Annotated in this window: 15 protein-coding genes and 1 tRNA gene; 6 read left to right on the top strand and 10 right to left on the bottom strand. The window is 54.4% G+C overall.

From position 1 onward, the window contains the following. Positions 1-35: 35 nt before the first annotated feature. Positions 36-110, top strand: a tRNA-Val gene (locus GC165_10885). Positions 111-405: 295 nt separating this feature from the next. Here GC165_10885 and GC165_10880 read toward each other — a convergent pair. The 3 genes from GC165_10880 to GC165_10870 all read right to left on the bottom strand — a co-directional run bounded on the left by GC165_10880 (position 406) and on the right by GC165_10870 (position 3,558). Further along, positions 406-753, bottom strand: coding sequence for a hypothetical protein (locus GC165_10880; GenBank protein MBI1333370.1), 348 nt, complete (start codon positions 751-753; stop codon positions 406-408). A 4-nt stretch (positions 754-757) separates the two neighbouring features. After that, entirely contained in the window at positions 758-2,773 is a 2,016-nt protein-coding gene (locus GC165_10875; protein MBI1333369.1) for a hypothetical protein, read from the bottom strand. A 209-nt stretch (positions 2,774-2,982) separates the two neighbouring features. Next, complete coding sequence (locus tag GC165_10870; GenBank protein ID MBI1333368.1) at positions 2,983-3,558, bottom strand: hypothetical protein; 576 nt, start codon at positions 3,556-3,558, stop codon at positions 2,983-2,985. A 292-nt stretch (positions 3,559-3,850) separates the two neighbouring features. Between GC165_10870 and GC165_10865 the strand changes: the two genes are divergently transcribed. After that, complete coding sequence (locus GC165_10865; protein ID MBI1333367.1) at positions 3,851-5,764, top strand: hypothetical protein; 1,914 nt, start codon at positions 3,851-3,853, stop codon at positions 5,762-5,764. Between the two features lie 15 nt (positions 5,765-5,779). Here GC165_10865 and GC165_10860 read toward each other — a convergent pair whose 3' ends face one another. Beyond that, complete coding sequence (locus GC165_10860) at positions 5,780-6,913, bottom strand: hypothetical protein (GenBank protein ID MBI1333366.1); 1,134 nt, start codon at positions 6,911-6,913, stop codon at positions 5,780-5,782. Between the two features lie 178 nt (positions 6,914-7,091). Continuing rightward, positions 7,092-7,664: a YHS domain-containing protein gene (locus GC165_10855; protein MBI1333365.1), complete on the bottom strand. Its 573-nt coding sequence runs from the start codon at positions 7,662-7,664 to the stop codon at positions 7,092-7,094. Between the two features lie 294 nt (positions 7,665-7,958). Between GC165_10855 and GC165_10850 the strand changes: the two genes are divergently transcribed. Further along, the gene (locus GC165_10850; GenBank protein MBI1333364.1) at positions 7,959-9,320 is read left to right on the top strand and encodes a hypothetical protein; all 1,362 of its coding nucleotides are present in this window, start codon (positions 7,959-7,961) and stop codon (positions 9,318-9,320) included. 39 nt (positions 9,321-9,359) lie between these two features. On the opposite strand, the gene GC165_10845 is transcribed toward GC165_10850, so the two are convergent. Next, positions 9,360-10,328 carry a putative sulfate exporter family transporter gene (locus GC165_10845; protein ID MBI1333363.1) on the bottom strand — a complete coding sequence of 323 codons (969 nt, stop codon included), beginning with the start codon at positions 10,326-10,328 and terminating at the stop codon, positions 9,360-9,362. A gap of 74 nt (positions 10,329-10,402) precedes the next feature. On the opposite strand from GC165_10845, the gene GC165_10840 reads away from it, so the two are divergent. Both GC165_10840 and GC165_10835 read left to right on the top strand, forming a co-directional pair. Next, positions 10,403-11,281, top strand: coding sequence for a LysR family transcriptional regulator (locus GC165_10840; protein MBI1333362.1), 879 nt, complete (start codon positions 10,403-10,405; stop codon positions 11,279-11,281). Positions 11,282-11,395: 114 nt separating this feature from the next. Then, complete coding sequence (locus tag GC165_10835) at positions 11,396-11,668, top strand: DUF4242 domain-containing protein (GenBank protein MBI1333361.1); 273 nt, start codon at positions 11,396-11,398, stop codon at positions 11,666-11,668. A 64-nt stretch (positions 11,669-11,732) separates the two neighbouring features. Here the strand turns inward: GC165_10835 and GC165_10830 are convergent, their stop codons facing one another. Next, positions 11,733-12,389, bottom strand: a complete 657-nt coding sequence (locus GC165_10830; GenBank protein ID MBI1333360.1) for a PEP-CTERM sorting domain-containing protein — start codon at positions 12,387-12,389, stop codon at positions 11,733-11,735. A gap of 129 nt (positions 12,390-12,518) precedes the next feature. Between GC165_10830 and GC165_10825 the strand changes: the two genes are divergently transcribed. After that, complete coding sequence (locus GC165_10825) at positions 12,519-12,704, top strand: hypothetical protein (protein MBI1333359.1); 186 nt, start codon at positions 12,519-12,521, stop codon at positions 12,702-12,704. Here the strand turns inward: GC165_10825 and GC165_10820 are convergent. From GC165_10820 to GC165_10810, 3 genes are read right to left on the bottom strand one after another with little or no spacing between them, the layout of a single operon-like run. Then, positions 12,701-14,092 carry an MBL fold metallo-hydrolase gene (locus GC165_10820; GenBank protein MBI1333358.1) on the bottom strand — a complete coding sequence of 464 codons (1,392 nt, stop codon included), beginning with the start codon at positions 14,090-14,092 and terminating at the stop codon, positions 12,701-12,703. The genes GC165_10825 and GC165_10820 overlap by 4 nt on opposite strands. Position 14,093: 1 nt before the next feature. Beyond that, entirely contained in the window at positions 14,094-14,576 is a 483-nt protein-coding gene (locus tag GC165_10815; protein ID MBI1333357.1) for a hypothetical protein, read from the bottom strand. A 57-nt stretch (positions 14,577-14,633) separates the two neighbouring features. Then, a complete protein-coding gene (locus GC165_10810) occupies positions 14,634-15,503 on the bottom strand; it encodes a cation diffusion facilitator family transporter (protein ID MBI1333356.1) in 870 nt (289 codons plus the stop codon). Between the last annotated feature and the right edge of the window lie 84 nt (positions 15,504-15,587).

Below are 15,587 nucleotides of genomic sequence, written 5' to 3'. Positions count from 1 at the left end.
TCTTGAATCGCTGTCCGGTTCATTCGGACTTCCCCGGGCGATTAGCTCAATGGTAGAGCATCTCGTTTACACCGAGAGGGTTGGGGGTTCGAGCCCCTCATCGCCCACCACTTCCAGTCGCTAGTTGGCAGTTTGCAGTCGACAGAACTCTTGTTCCCAGTTCACGGCTTGCGGATCACGGTTACCGGCTCCTTATCTTACGCACTTTTGCTGGGAAAGTTCACCCGAGCGAATTCGAGTAGTCATCCGTTTGGCTTCTGTTAGATTCTGCACCGGGTATGTGCGACATAACCCGTGGAGCCCCATGACCAGTCTCCAGCGTATCCTATCGGATGCGCAAACCAATTACCACGCTCGCTCTTATGACTTGTTACTTTTGGTGATTTGCGGCACGCTCAAAAAGCTTTAAATACTCTTCTTCAGCACCTCCAGAACTAAGGGAACTCCGATTTTCTCTGCAACCTCCAGAGCCCACTGCCCAGCGTTCTTCAAGTGTCCCAGGGCCGTAGGAGCGTCCCCTTCTCTTGTTGCCTTCTCCGCAGACGCCAATTCTGCAACGGCGTGGTCATGTTCTACTTCTGAGGCCTCAAGACGTGCACTCCGTCTCAGTTGTTTGATCTCTTCGGCCAATTGCTTTAGGTCAATTGCTTCTTCGTTACTTGAAGAATGCTCAGCAGAAACGTTTTGAACGTGGATACCGCCGGAGATGGTTCCTTTATAGTTAATGACACCTTTATTTTCGTTTACTCTCATTGTCTCACTCTGCAGTTGGCGTTGGGGCTGCCAGTACTACTGCACCCTTTTTCTTGCTGGGCTTTGCTTTCGCTGGCTTCTCATTTCTTACAATGGCTCCACCGCTAATTGATCCGCTTTGGTTGATTATTCCGAAGTTATTCACGATTGCGGCTCCTTCGTCAAAGGAAGTCGTATCGATACCTGCCGATTCAAGGCAATCCTTAAAACCCTCCTGGATTGCTACATCGTTGACTTTGCGAAGCATGAGGAGATCAGTGGCCTCAAACTCATTTCGAGAATACTTCCTGCTTTGCCACACCCTAAATGCAATCTTTGTAGGACTATAATTCCACTCACCGGTCGTCTTCAGAATTCTCACTTTTCGTCTTAGCTCAAGGCGTTTTACCTCCGGAGCATAGTGGATCATAGCTAAGCCAAGCGACATTACCATTTCGAATACCGACGGCTCTTTCTCGCTGAATTCATCGGTCACTTTTGGCATGAATCCATGGTGTGCAAAGACTTGGATGAGGACCGGTAACCAAGACATTGCGACTATTGCTAATAACGGCAGGAATGTGTCTTCTTTTGAGGTCTCAGCTTGACTCAAAAGCTGACTCAAGTCAAGACTCGTCATAGCTCCAGCCAAGGCAACCCCACACGCAGACCCTAAGTGAAAAAAGACCAGGGCAATAATGAGGGCGGCCACCTTCTCTTTTTGACTTGTTGATAGCGCTTGCCACCAGGAAGGACCACGCCCATCAACTTCTAACTCTTGAGATGTTGGTTCATCCGAGTAGATTCCCAAGAACTTGTCAACTACGGGCAACAACTTTGTTCCTGAGGACTCCAGGTAGGTAAATGGACCAACGTGGGCCAAACGAAAGAAAGTCATTACACCTAAATCTCTTACGGGATCATAGTAGGAAACCCTCTTATATACTCGCGATGTGGAGTTTGACTCGGACTTAGTCTGCTCGACTTCCTCAACGGAGAGAGCTTGCTTCGGAGAACCTTTATCGAGAAATTGGCTCGCTTCGTGCCTCAATCCCAGACCACTAGTGAGCACGATTTCATCGACGGACAGTCGCGATGCAACAAACTTACCAAGTCGATGTTCGTTTCGAGCCGAAGATGTTACGAGCGCATCGGTGATGCTCTGAACAATCTTTTCCTCAGTGCTATCGATATTTAGATCCGCTGCTTCCTGGGATTGCTCACCATCTGACCTCTTTCTCCTGTCGACCATTTGACTCCATCCCGAATCTTCTTCCCCTAGCAAGGCAAATGGATGATAGCCACCAAAAAAAAGCAGATTCTTTTGCTGGGACCCATCACAGTACGAGCGCAGTTTGTTCACACGTTCCTTATTCTCTAGGAGAATCTTGCTGGGGTCGTACGAATCAGAGCGACAGTAGTTCTTCCAGTGCTGCTCGTTCGACGTATTGCCTGCTGCCATCCAAACAGCAAGTATCAGAAGCGGCAAGCAAAGAATTGCGTAGACTAGTGGAGACACGAAGAAGGTCAGACTGGCTACCAAAATCACAAAATAGGGCCAGACTGAACGGTGTCCTTTCATTACTATAGCCTGAGAAGCGTGGGCGACTAGTAGCTCGCAGTCAATTCCCCATTCCTGGTTTCGAGCATGATCCCAGTCGCGCCTAAAGTGGTTGATTACTACCTGTGCGAACGCCGGTTTGCGGTAGCAACAAGCAATCAGCCGCCTCATAAGAAGGTGGTTTATGGGAACTGCTTCATATTGTCGCAGTTCCATATTTTCGATCTTTGCATCTTGTTTTTTGGGCCAACTGACGGGATCAAGTTCGCCTCCGCAGGTGCATAAGAGCTGGCCGAACGCAATAGGAACCTGCAACGCGACCACTTCGCCGCATACAGTGCAGGACATATTCAAGGTCTTTGCCTCCTCAGATATCTGTTCAATCGATTTTTGAGGGTTGGGCTTCCCTTCACCAACTCTATTACTTGGTAGCGATACAACTGCCCGAGACACAGTTTTATCGTTTTCGGTATAACTCATTCTCTTCAACATTTTTCATCACCAAAATGCCTCAAATACCAACAATGAACTTTATCACGTATTAATGAAAAAATGTTGAATTGACGAGTCACTTCGTGAGCATGGTTAATTGAAGTGGTCCGCGTATCCGACGCTCTGCCCGAGCGTTGTGTTGGTAGGATATGCTGGAGACCTAGTTGTTCGCTTCTGCGTCCTGATATGCCACGGCGTTAGTGGAAAGTCTCGCCACGCTCCAGCATGGCGATAATGCTTTCGATCTTCCGCGCCCGAGTTTCGCTCTTCTTCACCACGCCGATGCGATACAGCACGGCATAGCGGTTCGCCCCGGTCAAAGTCGCAAAGAACTGAGCGGCCTTTTCGTTGGCATCGAGAGCCGCCTGCAGGTCGGGCGGAACCGTGGCTCGGCTAGCGGGCGCATAGGCGGCCTCCCATCGACCGTCGGCTTTGGCGGCTTCGACTTCGGCTAAGCCCGCTTCCGTCATTCGTCCCAGGTCGATTAACTCGATCGCCCGCGTGCGATTCATCTCCGACCACTTGCTCCGAGCCCGGCGTGGCGTAAAGCGAATTAGCCAGAATTGATCGTCGTAGGCGGCGAGTTGCCCATCGATCCAGCCGTGGCAAAGGGCGATATCAATCGCCTCGGCTTTGGTCACGCTCGCAATTCCCGACCCTTGCTTGGCAATCTTCAGCCACAGACCCGCCGTCGACGGCTGACCACAAATCCACGAAGCAAAGGCGGCGGCATTCGTAAAGCCAAGAATCGGCAAATCGCCTTTCGTTTCCATATCGCGTAGCCTTTGCACCGGTCACGAGGCCCCGACTCATTCTATCGTCCGCCTCCTCCTGCGATCAAGACGCCTCCCCCGCCTTCTAGGTACGGACTTCCCTTAGCACCTCCTGAAGAAGGCAAAAGTACCCCTTTCGGCAGCAAATTCCGCACCTTAGTTCATTGCTTTATTGGGTTCAAAAACCAACCATGAAGCGATTTTCGACAAAAGGATAAAACGAGCTACAGTCGTCATTGTTGGAGAGCCGATAACTCCCTAAGACCGCAAAACTTTTGGGGGGATTGTTTCAATGCGCCACTTTTCAATTAAGCAGCAGCTTGCCGTTCTGATCGTCTTCGCTTTCGTCGTTTCGTTCCTGATTGGGACGTTCCAAATCCGATCCGTGCAGCACGTATCGGAAGGGCTCGAAGGTGCAATCAAGAGTTCGAAGATTCTGCGAAACCACCTCGAGGCCGACATGATGCACGACGCGCTGCGCGCCGACGTCATCGCCGCCCTCTACGATGCTTCTCAGGGCGGAAAGGACAAAAAGGAGATTCTTGAGGGCCTAGCCGACCACTCCGATCATTTCCAGTCGATGATTAAGGAAAACGACTCGATGCCGCTCACGCCCCTCACCCGCAAGGCTCTGGATGACGTAAAGCCTGCCCTCGACTCGTACGTTTCGAGCGCCGGAAAGATTACGAATTTGGCTTACTCGGACTACGAAAAGGGCAAAGGCGAGCTTCCGAAGTTCCTTGAAGCCTTTGAAGTCCTCGAAGGCAAGATGGCCGACCTTAGCAACACAATCCAAGGTGATGCAGCCAAGGAGAAGGCTATTGCCTCGGAAAGCAGTCAAACAAACCTCAAGGTTTCCCTCTTTGCGGTTTTCGCCATGGGCGCCTTCGCAATCGTGTCGCTTTGGGTTCTCGGATCACGCATCAATAAGCGCGCCGAAGACGTTAAGGATGCGGCCAAAGAACTCGAAAACTCCGTCATCGGTCCACTCACAGAGGCTCTACACAACCTGGCGGCCGGAAACCTGGCCTACCGTCCGCAAATCGAAGCCGTTCGCATGTCCCAAGGACCTCGGGACGAAATTGCCTCCGCCTTCGACAGCATGGCCGACCGCACCGAAGAGATGGTCGGCGCATACGATGCCGCTCGGACCGGGCTCAGCAACACCGTCAGCAAGATGTCGTCGGGAGCCGAAAAGCTAGCCCTGGCCAGCGAGAGCATGAAGAACGCCGTCGACATGACGATGCAGACTTCAACGGAAATCGCCCGCGGGTCCGAGTCGCTAGCCGAGGCCACCACTAGCACCGCCCAGTCTCTCGAACAACTTCACAAAAGCATCGAAACGGCTGCAAACGGTTCGATGAAGCAGCTCGACACCGTTGAGGAATCCCTCGAATCGCTCACTTCGGCCAACCAAGCGCTGGACATGGTCAACCAGACGTCCGGACACATGGCGGATAACGCCAAGCAGGGTTCTGCCGCCGTCGCGAAAACGGTTGGAGCGATGGAAAGTATCTCCAAACAGGCCGATCAGTCGCTGACCGTTGTCCAAGACCTTAAGGAAAAGAGCCATAAGATTGGCTCCATCGTCAAAGCCATCGAGGATGTCGCGGCTCAGACAAATCTTCTCTCGCTCAATGCCTCCATCGAAGCCGCACGTGCCGGTGAGCATGGACGTGGATTTGCCGTCGTCGCCGACGAGGTGCGCAAGCTATCGCAGGAAGCATCCGACGCCGCCAAGGAGATCGGTCTCCTTATCAACGATGTGACATCCTCCGTTAACGAAGTCGTCCACTGCGTCGAAGAGATGCGAAGCGAAGTCGTGACCGGCGTAGGACTCACCAAGGAAACGGGCTCCATTTTGTCGGTCATCGTCGAGAGCATTAACGGAACCGTCGACCAAATCCTGGTCGTCAGTTCCGAAGCCGAAGCAACGAGCAAGAAAATGGTTGCCCTTCAACAAGTTGCAACCAACGGCAACAAAATCGCTCAAGAAATGCGGGGAATTGCCGGAACGGTTTCGCACTCGGCCAACAGTTCGGCCGCCATTAGCGAGGAGTCGTCGGCCTGCGCCGAGGAACTGCGCGCCTCAACCACTCATCTTGCCGCCGCGGCCGAAGACCTCGAAGCGATATCGGCCGAGCTTCGAGAGGCAGCCACGAAGTTCGTCATCGACGAAAAGAACCACCTAAAGCTCGCAGCCTAACGCTGCGTTCGTCGATCATGCTGGCAACGAGCAGGCCAGCATGATCGACAAGCGTAGAACACGAAGACTTCTCCGCAATCTTGCCTCGGTAGTCCCTTCAGAACTAGAGGTCGACACAGTCGGAACCTTGAATCCCGGAGGATTATCGATGAGGGATTGATCGATAGGTCGGGACCGGTAGTCCCACCGATTCATGCCAGTCGAACCACTCGTCCCCCGGTCTCGCGACGTCCGCTTAGGGTTGTAGAGGACAAGATGGATCTCCTTAACATCATCCCTGTACTTCAACTCGAACGAATAGGTGACCGTCTGCGGCTTATATTCGGAGGCCTTATCCAAACTTCCCCATCCCTTGGTACTGCCGCTGGCGGCCTTGCCCCACCATTGTCCCCGGCCGCTCTTTGGGGTCAAGGTGAGTTGGTTGCCCCCAATTTTCCAGGTGCCAGTCTCATAAAGGAACAAAATATCTTTGGTATAGACGCTCCAATCTTTGGCGCGGAAGACATAGGTTCCGTCAGCTTTGAACAGATACTCGCGGCGAAAATACCCCGCCGTGAGTTGAGGGAAGCCATTGGTGCTGGTCCCATTAGATTCGGTGATGTAATCATCCCACAGCCCGACAAGTGACGCACTCTTGACATCCGGTGAGTTGGTCGACGTAACTTTGCTCGCATCCAGCGTCATCGAGGCAAGGAGCGCTTGGTAGTCCTTGAAGTATGACAACGTCGTGGCATTGCAGAGAACCGAAAGGCAAATCTTGCTATTTGAGTAGACGGTGAGGATCGTAGCCACGTTCGAGCCCTTGTATTGCCAAACTCCCGAGCCACTCATTACGGTCCAGCCACCTGCTGACTCCGGCTTTGCCTTTTCCGCGTTCGAAATCTTCCTCGAATTCGCGACTAAGTCCTTCCAATCCTTATCGAAATCAGCCTGAATGTCTCCGGCGCTTGTCCGATGTTGATAGATGGCGATTTGACACCAATTTTCTCCTTCGGTCTTGGAATACGAGAGAAATCCTTCGCCATTTTGTTGGGTCCAAGCGACTGGAGAATCGAACGAGGCAATGTCATACACCTGCTTTTCAGAAGCGAAGGCATTGGTAGTGACAAAGAGCAAGCACGCTAGCAAATGAGACTTAATCGCACGCACCGTCCTAAGATATCATCTTTCGAAGTATCCCGGGCCAAAGCAATTGATGAATAGGACCCGAACAGCAATCATCGGGCAGGAAAAGCCCGCAGAAATAAGAAAGAGGAACGTGCCACAGAGCAATAAAGGGGGCCGAGGAACATAGCCCCCTTTCAAAAACGCACTTAACGACTAACCGTTAGTCCGATTTCTTTTGATCCATCGTCGCCGGGTCGGCGATATGTCCCTTGGAGTTAGCCGCAAACTTTGCAGGATCTTTCACAAACTGGCCGCTGCACATCGGGCAGCAGAAGTAGTAGCGAGTTCCCTCGTAGTCCGCATAGCCGCCAGCCTTGTCGTACGACTTAACTGCTTCCTTGCTAACCGGGCAGAACAGCGCTTCTTTCTTCGGCAACGATCCGTACTTCGCCGGAGTCTTGTCAAAGGTCGCCTTTTCGTCGGCCGAAGCAAAGTAGTATCGAATGCCCTTATAGTCCGAGAATCCACCCTCGGCCTTCTTCATGTCGATCGGCTTCATGCTGACGGGGTCAAAGTACGAGACACCGATCGTCTTGCCGTCCTTCGCGGCCTTAGCGATGTACTCCTTCGGATTCTCTTTGAATTTAGTGTCGCATCCGCCGCAGCAGTAGCTGAATGCCACGCCGTTGTATTCGGTCACTACCGAATCCTTCGAAGCGGGGCCGCCCATAACCGGACATGAGAGAGTCGGAGCTTGCTGAGTGGCGAGAGCGATTGCGAGAGTTAAAATCATGACGTTATTCCTCTAATAGTCAGTGGCAAAGCAACGTCCAACGAGGCCCCTTTGCCATTCATCCATAGCATACTACGAGACCACTTGCCCTAGTGTTCCTACCAGGTCTTCAGACGATGCCTAGGTTCAAAAACAAAGCCCCAAACAAAAATCAAATAAATATTTTTCATACTTGCCGACGAAGCTAGAAATGAAGTCCAGTTCCTCGACGTCGTTGGACATCAAGGAACCATATCGGTCGGAAGAGGAAATCACGGGCGCCTCCCCACCGGCCGACAGGCACTGAAAACCTCGATGCGCGAGCAAGGATGCGTCGCTCATCACCACCTGCAAAACCAACCAACTCGAAACCAGGAAGACTCGATGAAAGATCAAAAGACCCTCAGCGACCATCAGTTCTCGCGCCGCGACGCCGTCAAGTACCTTGCCAGCGCCGGCATCGTCGCCTCGACCATCGTCGTCGGGTGCGGCGGAGGTACCGATTCGGCATCCGCCGCCGGTGCCGCCGCTCTCACCATCGATTGGCCTGACCGATCGCGTCTCATCCCCGATGCTTCTGAAAGCATCACGATCTCCTTCCTCAACGGCTCCGTCGTCGTCGCCACCCAAACCGTTGCCCGACCCAGTTCCGCATCCTCGACCACGGTCTCCTTCTCGGGGCTCGTCGCCGGAAGTCTGACCCTCAAGGCCGAGGCATTTCCCAACGCCGATGGTACCGGAACCGCCCAAGCCAGCGCCTCCAAATCGGTGACCATCACCTCGGGTGTCACCTCGACCCTGTCGATCACCATGAATTCGACCGTTAGCTCGCTCTCGATCACTCCGAGCAGCCCATCGGTCGAAGTTGGCAGCACGCTCCAACTGGTCATGACCGCGCTCGACTCCAACGGCGCAGTAGTACTGGTCTCCAGCGGAAACGTCACGTGGACTTCCCTTTCCACCAGCGTCGCCACCGTCGATTCGACCGGTTTGGTCAGTGGTCTCTCCAGCGGAAACGCGATCATCCAGGTCACGGAATCCGAGTCCGGCAAAACGAATAGCGTCAGCCTGACCGTCACCTCGACCAGTACGTCGTGCCACCTCATCCCTACCGAAACCGACGGCCCTTATCCGCTCTACAGCGTCCTCAGCAATTCGTCGATGATCCGCACCGCCGTCAACGAAACCAAAACCGGCGTTCCTCTCACCATCGAGCTTACGCTGGTCAACGTGAACGGCGGATGCGCCGTGATCCCCGATGCCTACGTCTACATTTGGCACTGCGATAAGGACGGCAACTACTCCGGCTACAACGGCTACGAAGGCCAAACCTTCTGCCGTGGCATCTACAAAACGGACGCCACTGGGAAAGTCACCTTCACCACCATCTATCCCGGCTGGTACACCGGACGCATTACTCACGTCCACTTCCAGGTCTACCTGACGACCCTCTCGCAGACCAACGTCACGGCGACCTCGCAGATGGCCTTCCCGCAGGACATCACCACTGCGGTCTACAACTCCACCCTGTACGCCGCCCACGGTCAGAACACGTCCGTCACCAGCTTCGCGCAAGACAACGTGTTTAGCGATGGAACCACCTACCAGATGGCAACTATGAGTGGTAGCATCGCCGCCGGATACACCGCGAAACTTGCGGTTGGCATCAACCACTAGGAAAGGCTCGCAAGATGTCGGCGTCCTACCGCCGACATCTTAGCCTAGTCGAACAATCAGAAGGGTGGCAACTGAGATCGTCAGCCAAAGCGTGGTCCCCAGGAGCAAGGGCTTTACTCCAACGCTCCTCAAGGTTTCGCGGCGCAGCCCCGTTCCAATAAGGAACAGCGCCAGCGCGAATCCGGTCGTTGCAACCCGCTTGAAGTCCAACTCAAACCCGTGGATCGCCGGAATGAAGGTGCGCAGCGCAGCCGCCAGCAAGAAGAAAACGACAAACCAGGGAATCTGCCCCTTCGCCTGACCGGTCTTGCCTTGTCGGCGAAAAATCCACTTGGCGACGAAGATCACCGGCACCAGATAGAGGACGCGGGATAGTTTCACAGCCGTCGCCTCGTCGAGCGCAACCGGCCCATACGAAGCGCCGGCGCCAACCACACTGGCGATGTCGTGAATCGCAATTCCCGACCAAAAGCCGAACTGACGTTGCGAAAGCCCCAAGAAGTGGCCGATGGGTGGGAACACCAGCAGCGCCAGGGCATTGAGTACAAACACGGTTCCAACTGCCACCGAAATGTCTTCCTCCGGCGCATCGATCACGGAACTGACAGCCGCAATGGCCGAACCGCCGCATATCGCCGTGCCCGCACTCACGAGGAACCCGGTAACTGACCGCATACCCAGCCTTCGGCAAAGCGCCCACCCAAGCAAGAAAATTCCCGTGATGGAAACAAGCGAAAAAATGAGGCCGCTTTGTCCAGCCTTCGCGACCTTCCCGACATCCATCGAAAAACCAAGGATCACGACGCTCATCTGAAGCAAGTTCTTCGACCATTTTCTTGCTTCGAATGGATAAGGATTTCCGACAGTCAGGGCCAAGGCCACCCCGCTCAAAAGGGCGATGGGAGCAACCAATGATCCGACAGCCGATGGAAGCGGAAGGAGCGGAACCAAACACAGCAGGCAGAGTCCCCAGAAAACCACCCTGACGCTGGCCGTGTTGAAGAACATATTTTCATTGTGTTGCCCTAATAGCCATAAGTCAAAGACATAATAATCATAGAATCCATAAGGAAATCTTATAAGTGAATCTCAGTCAGTTGCATCAGTTCTTTTTGGTGGTCGAAGAAGGTAGCGTGACTCGCGGAGCCCAAAGAGCTGCGGTCAGCCAACCGGCAATTTCGCGCGCCATAGCCGATCTCGAACACGCCCTTGGTACCCGTCTTCTCGATCGATATCCGAAAGGGGTTCGGCCAACCGAAGCTGGCCGACTCCTGGCCGACTATGGCCGGCGGATCTTTCAACTCGAACGGGAAGCGATAGCTGCTCTAAACGATTTGCAGGGCCTGGATGCTGGCAGCATTCAGATTGGCGCAAGCACGACGATTGGCGACTACTTGCTCCCAAAAGCTGTCTCCTCATTCCTTACTCAGTATCCAAAGGTCAAGATATCGCTTGAAGTCTCAAATACCGAAATGATCCAGCAAGGGGTCCTCGACGGTCGATATGACATCGGATTTACGGAGGGAAGAGTCGATTCTGACAAGTTCGAAACGTCCGTTCTCGCCGAAGACCAGCTATCGGTCATCGCACCGCCGGAACACCCGTTGGCAAATAGAGCCGTCTCCTTATCCGACCTCGCTCAGTATGGATTCATCATGCGCGAACATGGTTCTGGCACCCGAAGAATTGTCGAAGAGGGATTTGATCGGTTAGGATTCAATCCGACCATCTCTTGCGTTATGGGGAGCACGAAGGCGGTTACCCATGCTGTCGCGACGGGCTTGGGGCTCGGCGTGGTCTCCACACTGGCGCTCGAGTCCGAGTTCCGCGAAAAAGCGGTTATCGAGCTACAAACCCCATTCCGGTTTACTCGGCAACTACACATTGTCCGCTTGGCCGGCAGCAGCCAATCGGCAGCCGTACGCAGGTTCATGGAAGTCCTTCGTTCAAGATTCCAATAATGGGGATAACTCTGCGGAACGAATAACTGCCTTTAGGCATTTGGCCACTGGTCTTGTTACCGCTAAATGCGCGAGACTATAGTTGGCTACTTCATGTGGCTTAATGAGTACAAAATGCCTAAGTTTGTAATTGAAAGAGAGATCCCCGGTGCTGGAAACCTTTCGGCCGGTGATCTCCAAGGAATTTCACAAAAATCCTGCTCCGTCCTTCGCGAGCTGGGACCCTCCATTCAGTGGGTTCAGAGCTATGTCACCGACAACAAAATCTATTGCGTCTACATTGCCCCCAACGAAGAAATGGTCCGTGAGCACGCCTCCAAAGGCGGCTTCCCGGCGAACTCGATCAGCGAAGTTCGAACCATCATCGACCCGACCACCTCGGAGTAAGCGTCAAAACAAAGAAGGTCTTGGCGAGAATCGCCAAGACCTTCTTTGTTGCTTCAAAATCCGCTTAGGCAGACTTTCGGCGTCGGATCAATGCGATCGCGCCCAGGCCAAGCACGGCCAGCGAAGCCGGTTCAGGAACGGTGCTGGTATTCGCTTGAAGGTCGTCCATCGCCAGATAGTTGTCTCTGCTGACGATTTCGATCCTCGAAATACCAACCGTCGATGACCAACCTTGCCACTGCAGGACGTTGGTGGCCGACATCAGTTGCTGATCGGTACCGATCTGCATACCGGCGGAATCAAAGAACTGCAAGAAGGCAGGAGAGCTCGCTTCGAGGGCGAAGTATCCACCAAAGGAGTCAACTGGGCTGGCGAAGAGGATTTCTCCATTCTGATCGCCCGACGGGTTTGCGCTGATGTCCTCAAAGCCAACGGCCTTCGCGCCGCTATTGACTCCGGCGGATCCAAGACCGCCAAGGCCCCAGGTCGCGCCAGCACCTGGCTCGTACACATACATGTGCTCGGCATTCATCGGAACGCTGTTGAGTGTGCCACCGCCACCAAAGATCGACATCGTTTGGTAGTGACCGGCGATTTGGGAATTGGTAAAGGACTCAAAGCCTTCACTCATTGAACCGGTAAAGGGTCCCACGGAAGAAAGTTGCGCCAACGAGAGCGCGGCAGGCACGGCGAACATCGCCGTCATGATTAGTTTTTTCATTTTGCCCCTCAACTAAGGCTCCCCAACCATGCGTGGGGAGAAACACTATGAGTTTGCACCAAACGAGACTATCTGTCAACCTAGTAGGACTACCGGTCTATTGACAGGCTGTGAATCGTCCCAATGAGTATGAAGAGGTGGCACGGCGTGGCCAGCATGGTCCTCGGTATCGGCATCGTGGCCGGTACGATTCTCGCCATGCCTCATGGCGAACCGGTGGGTGGCAACCTCGTATGGGTTTTGATGATCGGCGGAGCCGCTCTCTTCGTCATCGTCGGTCTTGCCGTCCTGTTCGGCAGGACCGACAAAGCCTAGTTGCTTAATTCGGCATGATCGCCGAACGCCGGAATCACTACATCCCACCCATATTCATCCCGAATTTTCGCTGCCAACGCTTCCTGCGCCGGAGGCTCGCCGTGGACGATGAACGTCTTCTTCGGGGGTGTATTGAAGAAGCTCAGCCAGTGCATAATCTCGCCCTGGTCGGCGTGCGCCGACAGCGCATTCAACTTATCGACCTTGGCTCGAACCATCACATCCTGCCCAAAAATGCTCACCGAGGGCGCGTGCTCGATCAGTTCTCGGCCCAGCGTCCCCTGAGCCTGATAGCCGGTAAACAGGACCATCGTCTCCGGTAAGCCCAGCCGGTGCATCAAGTGGTGCTTGATGCGCCCGCCGTTCGCCATGCCGCTTCCCGCGATGATGACCTGTGGACCATGCTGCTTGTTCAGAGCCTGCGACTGCTCCCGATCGCGGATGTAGTTCAGCCCCGTCGGCTCCAGTTCGCTTTGACCTTCAGCGATGGAAACCTTCATTTCGTCGTCGTGGTCGTCCTTCGCGTCGGCGTAAACCTTCGTCACCGAAGTCGCCATCGGACTGTCGATGTAAATGGGAATGCGTGGCATCCTTCCCTGCTCCTGCAGCATCTTGAAGTAGAACAGCATCTCCTGCGTGCGCCCAATCGCAAAGGACGGAATCAAGATCGTCCCGCCGTTCTGCCAAGCCCAATTCAACGCCTCTTCTAGCTTGATCATTGGGTCCTCCTTGGAGTGCAGACGGTCGCCGTAAGTCGACTCGATCACGAGATAATCCGTGTAATCGACGACCTCAGGGTCCTTGATGATTGGCGTGTCGAACCGACCCAGGTCTCCGCTCATCAGCAGCAGTTCGCCGTTCGGCAGAGCAATCTCCGCGTAGGCCGAGCCCAAAATATGCCCCGCATGCTTATACACCCACGATCCTCCGCCTGGTAACTCGTGCCTTGTGTTGAACGGCACCGCCTTGAACTGCTTCATCGCCCGATAGGCGTCGTCCTCATCGTACAGGGGCTTAGCGTCGTGACGGAGGCCATGCCTCACGTGGTACCGAGCCTCTTCTTCCTGAAGTCGGCCAGAGTCCGCCAGCGATATTCGCGAAAGACTGATCGTCGGCGCGGTCGCATAGATCGGCCCGGTGAAACCGTCCTTTACCAGCCGCGGCAGCATGCCGATATGGTCGAGGTGAGCGTGAGTGATAACCACCGCATCGAGTTCGGACGGATCAAACGGAAAAGGCTGCCAGTTCCGATCCTTGAGGTCGCGGGTCCCTTGATACATTCCGCAGTCGATGAGGACTTTGGCTTTGCCGAGGGAAAGAAGGTGTTTTGAGCCAGTAACGGTTTTCGCTGCGCCGAAAAACCCCAACGTCGGAGTCATAGACTCCATTTTACTGATACGGAGGCCACACGACGCTGTCTTTTTGAAGGCGATCCGAGCGGAGCAGCTTCGTTGAAGTCACTTCCCAGCCGCCCATCTTGGCGTTCGCCGCCGTCGGACTGTGCTTCAGCTTCAATTTCACCAGCGGTGAGTCGTTGCCGCCCCAGTCCTGAGGCTCATTCGACACCAGATACACCACTGCGGTGTTATTGGTCGCGTACAGCACCTTGAAGTACTTCATCGTGCCCTGGATCGGGCAGTCGTCGCTAGTGAAGTAGTCCTTCACCACCGGCTCAAGCGCCTGCTCGTGGAGCTTGGTCATGACCTCGACATAGCCGAAGGGTCCAACCCAGGCCACCGCCAGGCACGCCAACAAAGCCTTGCCAAATGCGAACTCAGGCTTTCCGGGCCCAACTTTGAACAATGCGATACCGAAGGCTAACACAAAGCCCGCAAAAGCGCCTGTCAAAAGGTAGACCAGCCACTCGATCATGGTAGGTGAGTTATTCCGCACCCCTACCAGGTCCAACGCCCGCAGAATTACTGGGTTCTATTCGTCGCTGGGGTCCACGTGGACCGTACAAACCGCCGGGTCCAGTGCGCTCTCAATCGCCTTCTCTACCCGGTCCGCCAGTTCATGTCCTTGCACCACGCTCCACGTCCGAGGCACCACCAAATGAACATCGATATAGTGCACATTCCCCGAATGCCGAGTCCGCAGTTTGTGGTAGCTCAGCAAGTCGGGCTCCGACTTCAAGATTCCCTCGATCGTCGACAATTCCTCCGGCTCGATTCGCCGGTCGATAACCTCGTCGAACGACCGATGGATCATCCGCACCGACGAATATCCGAGCCACAGCGACAAACCGAGGCCAAACAGCGGGTCGGCATAATGCCATCCAGTGTACCGGGTCACCAGCAACGCCACCAAAACGCCGATCGACGTCGCCAAATCGACCAACAAATGCTGGGCGTTCGATTTCAGAGCGAACGATTCGCACTCCTTGCTCGCCTGATTGATGCGGTTGAAGATCAATCCGCCCAATAACGTACACGCCACGATGATCCCTACGCCGGCATCGACCTTCGACACTTCCGGCTTCTGGAAGAACTTCATCGTCGACAAAATGCACGTGTAAACCGAGAACAGAAAGAGCACGATCGCTTCGCTCAAGCCTGCCAGCGTGTCAATCTTCCCATGACCATAGGGATGCTCTTCGTCTGGTGGAGCCGAGGCCGCCCGGATGCTCACAAAGCTGATGAACGACGACAAAATGTCGCTCAAACTATGGAGACCTTCGGAGAGCAGGCTAACGGAACCCGTCAGCGCCGCCCCAAATAGCTTCAGCGCGGTCTGGAAGCAGTTATAGAACAGGGAAAGGCGGGCCGCAGACTGGGCCTGTCGATCTCTCGCTTCCATGAATCTAGTATGACCCTATCCACCTGGGTCCATGGCCCCAAATGGCGTCCTTCGAGGCCCGAGACCAGTCTAATCCCTGGCCGC

It is taken from the genome of Armatimonadota bacterium (assembly GCA_016125185.1).
Lineage (GTDB): Bacteria > Armatimonadota > Fimbriimonadia > Fimbriimonadales > Fimbriimonadaceae > Fimbriimonas.
Note: the sequence above shows the minus strand (reverse complement) of the source record. Positions and strands in the feature narration are given on the sequence as shown.